Here is an 11,371-nt window from a genome sequence, read left to right on the forward strand (position 1 = left end):
CAGCGCTGCCTTGAGGGCCACAAGCGGCGCATCCACTGCCTCGTCGGTGAGCTGTACCGTGCCCCAATGATGGCCGCAGACATGGGCCGCGCCGCAAAGCTTCATGCCTTCCACGGCTTCCGCCGGGTTTTGGTGTTGGCCCTTCATGAACCAGCGCGGCTCGTAGGCGCCGAAGGGCAGGTTGGCGAGTCGGAACTCGCCATGTTTCTTGCGCGCGGCATGGTAATTGAGGCCCTCGTGAAAGCCGGTATCGCCGATATGGTAAATCTTGCCGCCGGGCGCTTCAATGACGAACGCTGCCCAGAGCGCCATGCGCCGGTCATTCAGGCCGCGCGCCGACCAATGGTGGCAGGGCTCAAAGTGAATTTTCACCGCACCGGCATCAATCACATCACCCCAGTCCCCCACCTCTATACGGGCCGCCTCGACACCGGTGCGGATGATGGCGTCATTGCCGAGCGGCGTGATGAAAAGCGGCTTGTGCGCCACGTGCAGGCGCTTCAGCGTCTCCATATCCAGATGGTCGTAGTGATTATGCGTTACCAGCACCAGATCGATCGGCGGCAGATCCTCGAAACGGATACCGGGCGGATTAACGCGTTTGGGCCCGGCGAAGCTGAACGGGCTGGTGCGCTCAGACCACACGGGATCGACGAGAATATTCAGGCCCGCTGTCTGGATAAGAAAGGACGCGTGGCCGATGAAGGTCACACGAATATCCTTGTCCTCGACGCGACTGTCCGGTTTCGCAAAGGGAAAAGGGCTTGGATAGCTTTCCGGCCACTTGGCGCGTTCACCATTGAAGCGCCATTTCAGCAGACCCATGAAGTTGCTGGGCGGCGTGCCTCCGGGATTGAAAAAACGTATCCCGTCGAAATGATCGGAGATAGGGCCGCTGTAATAGGCACTGGCGCTCGAACGGCGAGCATAGAGGCCGCCGCCCGCCAGAGCGAGCAGACCGACAGCGGAAAAACGGAAAAATTTTCGACGGTTCATGAAAGATGTATAGGTGGCGCAGAAGCGCCCTTCAAGGAGGGCGCATCGCGGTCTGCTGACGATCACGTAAAGATGAAATCGGCGCTTTCGCAGCTGAAATCTGGCATCGCCTTGACTTTTCCCGCACTTTCCTGTTTATCCCGCCCATCAGCTGGCAGTTTCACGACTCCAAGCCGCCGACCGGGACCCGAAAAGGTATAAAGAGATCCCGGAGGTCAACACCCGACAGCGCGATGCGCCCTCGGGTGCTTTTTGGCTTTGCGTCTTGTTTTTGCCAGCGAAAGCACCGACGTTTCGGAAATCCCGGAACGAAGAAGGAAGAACCGATGTTTGAAAACCTCCAGGACCGCCTTGGTTCCATTTTGAATGGACTGACCGGCCGTGGCGCGCTGACGGAAGCCGATGTTGCCGCCGCCCTGCGCGAGGTTCGCCGTGCGCTTCTGGAAGCGGACGTAGCACTGGAAGTCGTTCGTTCCTTCACCGACAGGGTGCGTGAAAAGGCCGTTGGCGCGGCCGTCCTGAAATCCATCAAGCCCGGCCAGATGGTCGTCAAGATCGTCCATGACGAGCTTGTCGAAATGCTCGGCACCGAAGGCGTCTCGATCGACCTTCATGCAGCCGCCCCCGTTGTCATCATGATGGTGGGTCTGCAGGGCTCGGGTAAAACCACGACAACCGGCAAGATCGCCAAGCGCCTGACCGACCGCGACAAGAAGAAGGTGCTGATGGCATCTCTCGACACACGTCGTCCGGCCGCACAGGAACAGCTTCGCCAGCTCGGCGTTCAGACCGGCGTCGACACGTTGCCGATCATTGCCGGCCAGTCGCCGACGGATATTGCCGCGCGCGCCGTACAGGCTGCGAAACTCGGCGGCCACGACGTCGTCATTCTCGATACCGCCGGCCGCACACACATCGACGAACCCTTGATGCTGGAAATGGCCGACATCAAGAAGAAGTCGAACCCGCATGAAATCCTGCTGGTCGCGGATTCGCTGACCGGTCAGGACGCCGTCAATCTGGCCCGCAATTTCGATGAGCGTGTCGGCATCACCGGCCTCGTTCTCACCCGTATGGACGGCGACGGTCGCGGCGGTGCGGCGCTCTCCATGCGTGCCGTCACCGGCAAGCCGATCAAGCTCATCGGTATCGGCGAGCGCATGAACGAACTCGACGAGTTCCATCCGCGCCGTATCGCCGACCGTATTCTCGGCATGGGCGACATCGTCTCGCTGGTCGAAAAAGCCGCCGAAAACATCGATGCGGAAAAAGCCCGCGCCATGGCCGAGAAGATGGCCAAGGGCAAGTTCGACCTCAACGATCTCGCCGACCAGCTTGCCCAGATGAAGAAGATGGGCGGCATGGGCGGCATCATGGGGCTGATGCCCGGCATGGCGGGCATGAAGGACAAGATGGCTTCGGCTGGCATGAACGACAAGATGTTCGACCGCCAGATCGCTATCATCTCGTCCATGACAAAGGCCGAACGCGCCAATCCCGACATCCTGAAACACAGCCGCAAGAAGCGCATCGCCGCCGGTTCCGGCACGGATGCCGCTGAAATCAACAAGCTCTTGAAGATGCATCGCGGCATGGGTGACATGATGAAGGCCATGGGCGGCAAGGGCAAAGGCGGCATCATGAAGCAGATGATGGGCGGCCTTGCCGGCAAGATGGGTCTCGGTGGCATGATGGGCGGCGGCATGCCTGACCTTTCGAACATCGATCCGAAGCAGCTTGAAGCCCTCCAGAAGCAGGCGGAAGCCGCCGGTCTGGGCAAGCCGGGTGGAATGCCCGGCCTTGGCGGCCTGCCGGGCGGATTGCCAGGTCTCGGTGGCGCAAAGCTGCCGGGTCTTGGTGGCATGCCGGGGCTTCCCGGTTTTCCGAAGAAGAAGTGAGGCACACCGGTGAACGACGTAGAGGTTAAGGCCCAGCTTTCCGAATACCGCCAGTCGATCGACAATATCGATGCCGCACTGGTTCACATTCTTGCCGAACGGTTTCGCTGCACCAAGGCGGTGGGCGTGCTGAAGGCAAAATACAGTTTGCCGCCGGCTGATCCGGCGCGCGAGGAATACCAGATCGAACGCCTTCGCCATCTGGCAAAGGACGCCAATCTGGATCCGGATTTCGCCGAGAAGTTCCTGAACTTCATCATCAAGGAAGTCATCCGGCATCATGAAGCAATCGCTGCCGAACATGGCGGCCTCGACAAGACCGCCTGACCGGCGGACAAGCCATCTTAAGGAGTATATCACATGGCACTGAAAATTCGTCTCGCACGCGGTGGTTCCAAGAAGCGCCCGTACTACCAGATCGTCGTTGCTGACGCCCGTTCGCCCCGCGACGGCCGTTTCCTCGAGAAGGTCGGTTCCTGGAACCCGATGCTTGCCAAGGACCACCCGCAGCGCGTTGAGCTGAAGGCTGACCTCATCAAGGAATGGATCGCCAAGGGCGCACAGCCGACCGACCGCGTTCTGCGCTTCCTCGCCGAAGCAGGCCTTGCCGAGCGCGCCGCTCGCAGCAACCCGGAAAAGGCAAAGCCGGGCAAGCGCGCTCTCGAGCGCGTTGCTGAAAAGAAGCAGAAGGCTGAAGATGCAGCCGCTGCTGCTGCCGAAGCCTCTGCTGCAGAATAATCTGCACGGAAACTTTTGAAGAACGGGTGGCGTGGTTTTCCATGCCGCCCGTTTTTTGTTTATTTTGGCGTCAACAGACCTTAAAGCTGACGCAACCAACACCAGAAGACGGACGGCCTGATGGCAAAGCTGGAAAACCCGATACTCATGGCAAAAATCGGTGGCGCGCAGGGTTTGCGCGGTGAGGTCCGTGTCAGCACCTACACCGATGACCCGCTGGCGCTCGGCGATTACGGCAATCTGGTCAGCGCCGATGGCCGCGTTTTTGAAATTCTGGAAATTCGCGAGGGCAAGAACGTCGTTGTGGTGCGCTTCAGGGGCGTCAACGACCGCAACGCGGCGGAAAGCCTGAACGGGCTCGAGCTCTTCATCGAACGCGACAATCTGCCGGACGACGAACTTGACGACGACGAGTTCTATTATACCGATCTTGAAGGGCTGGAGGCCGTTGACGCCGAGGGGAAAAGTTACGGTGCCGTCAGTGCCGTCTATGATTTCGGTGCCGGCGATCTGCTGGAGCTAAAAGGTGCTGGCCGTCGCCCCGCCCTCATTCCATTTTCTGAAGCGGCCGTGCTGGAGATCGACCTCGAGGCCGGACGTATCCTTATCGACCCGATGGCCGCCGGCCTGATCGACAATCCCGACGACAAGGACGAAAACGGCATGCCGCCTTTAGGCAAGAAATAAATCATGACCTTCAAGGCTACTGTCCTGACGCTTTACCCGGAAATGTTTCCGGGCCACCTCGGATATTCTCTCGCCGGCAAGGCTCTGGAGCGGGGGCAATGGTCGCTGGAGGCCGTGCAGATCCGCGAATTTGCGACCGACAGGCACAGAAGCGTCGATGATACGCCAGCCGGCGGCGGCGCTGGCATGGTGCTGAAGCCAGACATTCTGGCCGCGGCCATCGATCATGTTTCGAATGGCGACACCCGGCCACGGCTGCTGATGAGCCCACGCGGCAAACCTCTGTCGCAGACCCGTGTCCGCGAACTGGCGACGGGAGACGGCGCGATCATCGTCTGTGGCCGTTTCGAAGGTGTCGACCAGCGCGTCATCGACGCGCGTGGACTGGAGGAAGTGTCTGTTGGCGACTACATCCTCTCCGGTGGCGAACCCGCCGCCCTGACGTTGCTGGACGCTGTCGTGCGTATCCTGCCCGGCGTCATGGGCAATGATCTCTCGGGCGTGCATGAAAGCTTCGAGGGCGGGCTACTTGAGCATCCGCACTATACCCGTCCGCAGGTCTGGGAAGGCCGCGATATCCCTGCCGTTCTCACCTCCGGCAATCACGCCGTCATCGACAAATGGCGTCATGAACAGGCGCTGAAGCTGACGAAGGAAAGGCGGCCCGACCTTCTTGAAAAGCCTCAGGTCGAGACGAAATAATAGGCTGTCAGCACCAGCCCGACGGCAATGACCAGCCAGCGAATGATCCATTGCGGCACGCGCCGCGCTGCGTGCACGCCCGCATATCCGCCGAGCCCGGCGGCGGGAAACATGATCAGCGCCGCCCACCAGGATACGACCCCGCCGCTGACGAAGATCGTGATCGCAATAATGGCAATAACCACCGATAGTAGGTTCTTGAGCGCGTTCAAATGATGATAGCTGCCGCCAGAGGTTACACCGAGGATGGCGAGCATCATGATGCCCATGCCGGCGCCGAAAAAGCCGCCATAGATGGATGCCAGCCCCTGGAAGATCAGGCTCGGTAAATTGCCGGGCGAGCGTTCAGCGCTCGCCTTCGGCCTCAACCATGGCCCGGCGGCAAAGACCGCCGTAGCGGCGAGAAGCAGCCACGGCACAAGCTGGCGAAAGGACGGATTGTCGAGCGACAGCAAAAGTAACGAACCGGCCAGCCCGCCAACGACGGAAACGGCCGACAGCAGGATCGCCTCGCGCCAGTGCGCACGAATCTCCGGCCCATAGGCGATGACAGATGTGATATAACCCGGAAATTGCACGATGGCCGAAGTGGCATTGGCGACGATGGGCGGCAAGCCCGCCAGCGTCATTGCGCCGAAGGTCAGAAACGTACCGCCGCCGGCAATCGCATTAACCACCCCCGACAGAAAGCCGGTCGCAAACAGCATGACAACGATGAATATGGACATGGCCCCTCCCAAGGTCCTCATGCCATATCCGCCAGCAGCGTGGTTCGCAACTGCCACAAGCAGGTCGTCAATTTATAAAATATTGTCATGAAAGGGATGACAAATGGCGCCCGCTAGTATATGTGCGCGCTTGGAATTGGGGTTACACCCTTTAACCGCAAGCAAAGAATGGCGAACCCGCTCCTGCCGCAAGGCTAGGTCTGAAGGCATGGACCAACAGACGAACCGTTGAGCGCTCTGGCTGTTTCAGAAGAAATCAGAGGTTAACATGACCAATATCATTCAGCAGCTGGAAGCCGAACAGGCTGCCAAGATCGAAGCAAAGCGCACCCTGCCTGAGTTTTCTCCGGGCGACACGCTGCGCGTCAACGTGCGCGTTACCGAAGGTAACCGTACCCGCGTTCAGGCTTACGAAGGCGTTTGCATTGCCCGTTCCGGCGGCGGCCTTTCCGAGAGCTTCACCGTTCGCAAGATTTCCTACGGCGAAGGCGTTGAGCGCGTATTCCCGATCTACTCCCCGCTGGTCGAAGGCGTTGAAATCGTTCGCCGCGGTAAGGTCCGCCGCGCCAAGCTCTACTACCTGCGCGACCGTCGCGGCAAGGCTGCCCGTATTGTTGAAAACACCGGTACGCGCGCACGCAAGCTGAACGAATCCGAGCGTCAGGCCGCTGCCGATGAGAAGGCACGTCTGGAAGCTGAAAAGGTTGCAGCAGCACAGGCTCTCGCCGCCGAAAAGGCAGCTGCCGAAGCAGCAGAAGCCAAGGCAGCGGAAGAAGCCGCAAAGGCTGCTGAAACTGCAGCCGAATAAGATTCCCCATTTTTTGGGATTTTGAAAAAGGCGGTCTTCGGGCCGCCTTTTTTGTTGCGTCTCCATGGCTTGCAGAGCGTAAGCCAAGCATGCATTTTCAGACAAGTCATTTCCGGAGACCCCAGATGTTTCTTAAACGCCTATTCCTTACCGCGCTTGCTGCCGTGGTGATGACGCCCCTGCTGGCTGCCGAGCTGCCTGATCTAAAGCAGCGGACCGTCGTCGTCGTCACGGAGAATGCCTACCCTCCGCTGCAGTTCGTCGACCCCAAAAGCGGAAAAGCGATCGGCTGGGAATATGACGCAATGGAAGAGATCGCCAAACGTCTGAACTTCAAGGTCGAGTATCAGAACATTTCGTGGGATGCGATGATACAGTCGGTATCGGCAGGACAATACGACATCGGCATGACGGGGATCAGCATCAAGGACGATCGCAAGGAAAAGGTCGATTTCTCCGCACCCTATATGCGCTCGGAAATGTTCATGTTGGTGAGGGCCGACGAAAATCGATTTACGGATGCCAAAAGCTTCGCGGCCTTCGATAAGGGCCTTGTGGGTGCGCAGGCCGGCACAACGCCCTTTTACACCGCTGTCTATGATGTTCTGGACGGCAACGAACAAAATCCGCGTATCAGGCTGATGGAAACATTTGGCGCAAGCGTACAGGCCTTGAAGACCGGTGACGTGGATCTGGTGCTGACCGACGGCGTTGCGGGCAAAGGATATGTCGATGCCTCGGATGGTGGCCTCAAACTCATCGGTGGTCCACTCGGCGGCGACGACTTCGGGTTCATCTTCAAAAAGGGTTCTGATCTCGTAACCCCGATCAATGCGGCGATAGCGGCACTGAAGGCCGACGGCACCTTCGCCAAGCTCGATAAGAAATGGTTTCTCGACTATAAGCTCGGCGAATGACGCTTCATCAGGCCACAACGGACAGGACGTCGCCCGAAAGAGAAACTGAGGACTTTCCGTGGTGGCTCGTTGCCATCGCTTTTGCCGGCATCGCGCTTGCCGTATTGATCGCGGTCAATGACGTTTACACGCAGGTTTTCACAACGGTGGCCAAGGGTATCGGCATCACAATCACCGTGACGCTGACTGCGTTTGGTCTCGCCGTCGTGCTGGGGCTCGGTATCGCGCTGATGGGAATGTCTGATCACATCGTTCTGCGACAAGCGGCGCGATGTTACATCGAAGTCGTGCGTGGCATCCCGATCATCGTTTTGCTGTTCTACATCGCCTTCGTGGGAACGCCGGGCCTGGTGTCGCTGTATAACTGGCTGATTACGCCGCTGGTGTCGAAAGGGTGGGCGGAGCCGCTGCTCGTGCGGGACGTCTCGTTGATCTGGCGGGCGATAATTGCCCTGACGATCGGTTACGCGGCCTTCATAGCGGAGATTTTTCGCGCCGGCATACAGGCCGTTCCCGAAGGCCAGATCGAGGCCGCCAAGGCTTTGGGGCTCAGCCGCTATCGGCTCTTCCGGCTGATCATCCTGCCGCAGGCAATCCGGACGATCTTTCCGCCGCTTTCCAACGACTTCGTATCAATGGTCAAGGACAGCTCCCTTGTCTCCGTCCTCGGCGTGACCGACATCACCCAAATGGGAAAAGTGTATGCCGCGGGGTCTTTCCGCTTTTTCGAGACTTACTCGATTGTCGCTTATGTCTATCTGGTTTTGACGATCGGTCTATCACTCATCCTGCGTCGGGTGGAAAAGGCGATGCGGTCGCGACGCGGGTGACAAAAAAGTGACAGCCGGCCCCCCAGCTGTCACCGTATTGGATATCAGATAGCCTTGACCTGATTGCTCATTTTGCGTGTGGCGATAATCACCAGCACGCCTGCGAGCGCCAGGCAGAAGGCAAGGAAGAACATCGGCGCGATGGTGCTGCCTGTCTGGTCCTTGATCCAGGGCACCACGTTCTGCGCCACAAAGCCACCGAGATTGCCGACGGAGTTGATGGCGGCAATGCCAGCCGCTGCACCCGCGCCCTTCAGGAAGCGGCCGGGCAGGCTCCAGAACACCGGCTGGCCGGCAAAAATGCCAGCGGCTGCGATGCAGAGGAACGCGAACTGCAGGACCGGATCGCTGAGCAAGGCCGACATCAACAGGCAGAACGCACCGATGAAGGCAGGGCCGACGATATAGGGTGTCTTGTTCCTTGCCTTGTCGGCTGCCAGGGGCACGACGAAAAGCGCGACGGCCACGATCACCCAGGGGATGATGTTGATGAAGCCGTTAGCGGTGTTGGATACGCCGAAGCTCTTGACGATGGTTGGAAGCCAATAGCTGAGGCCGTAGGCCGCCAGCGGAAAGCCGACATAGCAGAGCGACATGAACAGAACGCGCGGATTGATCAGCGCCTTGAAGCCATCTTCCGCATGCTCTTCCATACCCTTGTTCTCTTCGGCCAGCCGGTTTTTCAACCAGTCCTTCTCGTCCTGCGACAGGAATTTCGCCTTTTCGGGCGTATCATCCAGATAGAAGAAGGTAACGATACCGGCGATCACAGCCGGAATACCCGTCGCCAGGAACACCCACTCCCAGCCTGCGTAACCGAGGAATCCATCCAGATCGAGCAGCATGCCGCCGAGCGGCGCACCGATGGCATTGGCAAGCGCGCTGAAGATCATGAACAGGCCGATCATGCGGCCGCGATAATCGCGCGGGAACCACAGCGTCATCAGGAACAGCACGCCCGGAAAGAAGCCGGCTTCGCAGAGGCCGAGCAGGAAGCGCAGGATGTAGAACATCGTGGCGTTCTGCGTATAGGCAAGCGCGATGGTGACGGCGCCCCAGGAAACCAGAATACGGGCGAACCATTTGCTGGCGCCGAAACGGTTGAGGAAGAGGTTGCTCGGCACTTCGAAGATGAAGTAACCGATGAAGAACAGCGAAGCGCCTAGGCCATAGGCATATTCGCTGAGGCTCAGCGCATCGACCATCTGCAGCTTGGCAAAGCTGACATTCTGGCGATCGATGTAGGCGATGAGATAGAGAAGGCCAAGAAACGGCATCAGCCGCCAGGTGATCTTCGAGATAAGGGCCTTTTCGGATACCATATGCTTTCCTCCCTTCGATTTCTCGTCGAATGCAAATGATAAGGGAACCCATCTATATGTGCGTCGCAAAATAGGCAAGTTGCGTTGCACCATAAGAGATGCGGAGAGCGGGTAGCCCAGCCTGTCTGGCCCTGATGAATTACACTTCGGAACATTATCCTGCCCGGTCACGCGCCAGATGCGCATTCATGTTGCTGTAACACCATCCATCTGCTATGAAAGTTTCCATGGGATCTAAATTCGGATGTCTCGCGCAGAATGTTTATGTGCTGCAGGACCACAAGCGTCTGCCGGCACGCTTCTTCGCGCGCGTCTCCGCGGCGCTCACCAGCCGACTTAGGCTCGCCTGACAGCACCCTGCTGTCCAACGCCTTCCTGAACCCCCATCATCTTTTACATGACAAGGCATAGAGCCATGAGCGCACCCCGCACTTTGTATGACAAAATCTGGGACGACCACGTCGTCAACCGTGACCCTGACGGAACCTGTCTTCTCTATATCGACCGTCACCTCGTTCATGAGGTGACGAGCCCGCAGGCCTTCGAAGGCCTGCGGATGGCCGGTCGTCCGGTGCATTCGCCGACGCGCACGCTGGCCGTCGTCGACCATAACGTGCCGACCACCGCTGACCGTCTGGAAGGCATCAAGAACGAGGAAAGCCGCATCCAGGTGGAAGCGCTGGCGCAGAACGCCAGGGATTTCGGCGTCGAATATTATTCGGAGCGGGACAAGCGCCAGGGTATCGTTCACATCGTTGGCCCGGAACAGGGCTTCACCCTGCCGGGCATGACCATCGTGTGCGGCGACAGCCACACCTCGACCCACGGTGCTTTCGGTGCACTGGCGCATGGCATCGGCACCTCGGAAGTGGAGCACGTTCTGGCGACCCAGACCCTGATCCAGAAGAAAGCCAAGAACATGCTGGTGCGTGTCGATGGCAAGATCCCTGACGGCGTCACCGCCAAGGACATCATCCTTGCCATTATCGGCGAGATCGGCACGGCGGGCGGCACCGGCCACGTGATCGAATTTGCTGGCGAGGCAATCCGTTCGCTGTCCATGGAAGGCCGTATGACGGTCTGCAATATGACCATCGAAGGCGGCGCGCGCGCCGGTCTGATCGCACCTGATGAGACCACCTTCGAATACATCAAGGACAAGCCGCGGGCGCCGAAGGGCGAAACGCTGGAACAGGCCATCGCCTATTGGAAAACCCTGAAGTCCGACGAAGGCGCCCATTACGACAAGGTCGTCATTCTCGATGCCGCCAATCTGCCGCCCATCGTCTCCTGGGGCTCATCGCCGGAAGATGTGACCTCGGTTCAGGGCATCGTCCCCAATCCAGATGATATCGATGATGAAAACAAGCGCTCTTCCAAGTGGCGCGCGCTGGACTATATGGGCCTGAAGCCCGGAACGCGGATCACCGACATCGCGATAGACCGCGTCTTCATCGGCTCCTGCACCAATGGACGCATCGAAGACCTGCGGGCAGCCGCCAAGATCGTCGATGGTCGTAAGGTAGCACCAACCGTCTCGGCCATGATCGTGCCCGGCTCCGGTCTCGTGAAGGAACAGGCGGAACAGGAAGGTCTCGACAAGATCTTCCTCGATGCCGGTTTTGAATGGCGTGAGCCGGGATGCTCCATGTGCCTGGCCATGAACGATGACCGCCTGAAGCCCGGCGAACGCTGCGCCTCGACCTCGAACCGCAATTTCGAGGGCCGTCAGGGCTACAAGAGCC

12 protein-coding genes are annotated in these 11,371 nt (G+C 59.1%); 9 read left to right on the top strand and 3 right to left on the bottom strand.

Features of this window, described 5'->3' with window-relative positions; all coding sequences use genetic code 11:
- Positions 1-996: MBL fold metallo-hydrolase (locus ACUTJJ_RS22810; RefSeq protein ID WP_445543521.1), on the bottom strand; the 996-nt coding region annotated here is incomplete at its 3' end.
- A 326-nt stretch (positions 997-1,322) separates the two neighbouring features.
- On the opposite strand from ACUTJJ_RS22810, the gene ffh reads away from it, so the two are divergent.
- The 5 genes from ffh to trmD all read left to right on the top strand — a co-directional run bounded on the left by ffh (position 1,323) and on the right by trmD (position 5,021).
- Positions 1,323-2,894, top strand: a complete 1,572-nt coding sequence (gene ffh, locus ACUTJJ_RS22815) for a signal recognition particle protein (RefSeq protein ID WP_445543522.1) — start codon at positions 1,323-1,325, stop codon at positions 2,892-2,894.
- 9 nt (positions 2,895-2,903) lie between these two features.
- Positions 2,904-3,221 carry a chorismate mutase gene (locus ACUTJJ_RS22820; protein ID WP_063951446.1) on the top strand — a complete coding sequence of 106 codons (318 nt, stop codon included), beginning with the start codon at positions 2,904-2,906 and terminating at the stop codon, positions 3,219-3,221.
- A 33-nt stretch (positions 3,222-3,254) separates the two neighbouring features.
- Positions 3,255-3,632 carry a 30S ribosomal protein S16 gene (rpsP, locus tag ACUTJJ_RS22825; protein ID WP_063951447.1) on the top strand — a complete coding sequence of 126 codons (378 nt, stop codon included), beginning with the start codon at positions 3,255-3,257 and terminating at the stop codon, positions 3,630-3,632.
- 120 nt (positions 3,633-3,752) lie between these two features.
- Complete coding sequence (rimM, locus tag ACUTJJ_RS22830) at positions 3,753-4,319, top strand: ribosome maturation factor RimM (protein ID WP_445543523.1); 567 nt, start codon at positions 3,753-3,755, stop codon at positions 4,317-4,319.
- A 3-nt stretch (positions 4,320-4,322) separates the two neighbouring features.
- Entirely contained in the window at positions 4,323-5,021 is a 699-nt protein-coding gene (trmD, locus tag ACUTJJ_RS22835; RefSeq protein ID WP_144578242.1) for a tRNA (guanosine(37)-N1)-methyltransferase TrmD, read from the top strand.
- Here the strand turns inward: trmD and ACUTJJ_RS22840 are convergent.
- Positions 5,003-5,749: a sulfite exporter TauE/SafE family protein gene (locus tag ACUTJJ_RS22840; RefSeq protein WP_445543524.1), complete on the bottom strand. Its 747-nt coding sequence runs from the start codon at positions 5,747-5,749 to the stop codon at positions 5,003-5,005. The genes trmD and ACUTJJ_RS22840 overlap by 19 nt on opposite strands.
- A gap of 268 nt (positions 5,750-6,017) precedes the next feature.
- Here ACUTJJ_RS22840 and rplS point away from each other — a divergent pair, with 268 nt between their 5' ends.
- From rplS to ACUTJJ_RS22855, 3 genes are all read left to right on the top strand, one after another.
- Complete coding sequence (gene rplS / locus ACUTJJ_RS22845) at positions 6,018-6,557, top strand: 50S ribosomal protein L19 (RefSeq protein ID WP_063951451.1); 540 nt, start codon at positions 6,018-6,020, stop codon at positions 6,555-6,557.
- A gap of 125 nt (positions 6,558-6,682) precedes the next feature.
- The gene (locus ACUTJJ_RS22850) at positions 6,683-7,474 is read left to right on the top strand and encodes a transporter substrate-binding domain-containing protein (RefSeq protein ID WP_296069794.1); all 792 of its coding nucleotides are present in this window, start codon (positions 6,683-6,685) and stop codon (positions 7,472-7,474) included.
- Entirely contained in the window at positions 7,471-8,304 is an 834-nt protein-coding gene (locus ACUTJJ_RS22855) for an amino acid ABC transporter permease (RefSeq protein ID WP_296069791.1), read from the top strand. The genes ACUTJJ_RS22850 and ACUTJJ_RS22855 overlap by 4 nt, the downstream gene beginning before the upstream one ends.
- Before the next feature lie 44 nt (positions 8,305-8,348).
- Here the strand turns inward: ACUTJJ_RS22855 and ACUTJJ_RS22860 are convergent, their stop codons facing one another.
- A complete protein-coding gene (locus ACUTJJ_RS22860; protein WP_445543525.1) occupies positions 8,349-9,626 on the bottom strand; it encodes an MFS transporter in 1,278 nt (425 codons plus the stop codon).
- 415 nt (positions 9,627-10,041) lie between these two features.
- On the opposite strand from ACUTJJ_RS22860, the gene leuC reads away from it, so the two are divergent.
- The coding region (gene leuC / locus ACUTJJ_RS22865; protein WP_445543526.1) for a 3-isopropylmalate dehydratase large subunit at positions 10,042-11,371 on the top strand (1,330 nt) is incomplete at its 3' end.

It is taken from the genome of Agrobacterium sp. DKPNP3, assembly GCF_052686535.1.

Excerpts from the sequence above, each read along its gene's own strand:
- ffh (WP_445543522.1), top strand. The coding sequence starts at position 1,323 with ATGTTTGAAAACCTCCAGGACCGCCTTGGTTCCATTTTGAATGGACTG.
- rpsP (WP_063951447.1), top strand. The coding sequence starts at position 3,255 with ATGGCACTGAAAATTCGTCTCGCACGCGGTGGTTCCAAGAAGCGCCCG.
- rimM (WP_445543523.1), top strand. The coding sequence starts at position 3,753 with ATGGCAAAGCTGGAAAACCCGATACTCATGGCAAAAATCGGTGGCGCG.
- trmD (WP_144578242.1), top strand. The coding sequence starts at position 4,323 with ATGACCTTCAAGGCTACTGTCCTGACGCTTTACCCGGAAATGTTTCCG.
- ACUTJJ_RS22840 (WP_445543524.1), bottom strand. The coding sequence starts at position 5,749 with ATGTCCATATTCATCGTTGTCATGCTGTTTGCGACCGGCTTTCTGTCG.
- rplS (WP_063951451.1), top strand. The coding sequence starts at position 6,018 with ATGACCAATATCATTCAGCAGCTGGAAGCCGAACAGGCTGCCAAGATC.
- ACUTJJ_RS22850 (WP_296069794.1), top strand. The coding sequence starts at position 6,683 with ATGTTTCTTAAACGCCTATTCCTTACCGCGCTTGCTGCCGTGGTGATG.
- ACUTJJ_RS22855 (WP_296069791.1), top strand. The coding sequence starts at position 7,471 with ATGACGCTTCATCAGGCCACAACGGACAGGACGTCGCCCGAAAGAGAA.
- ACUTJJ_RS22860 (WP_445543525.1), bottom strand. The coding sequence starts at position 9,626 with ATGGTATCCGAAAAGGCCCTTATCTCGAAGATCACCTGGCGGCTGATG.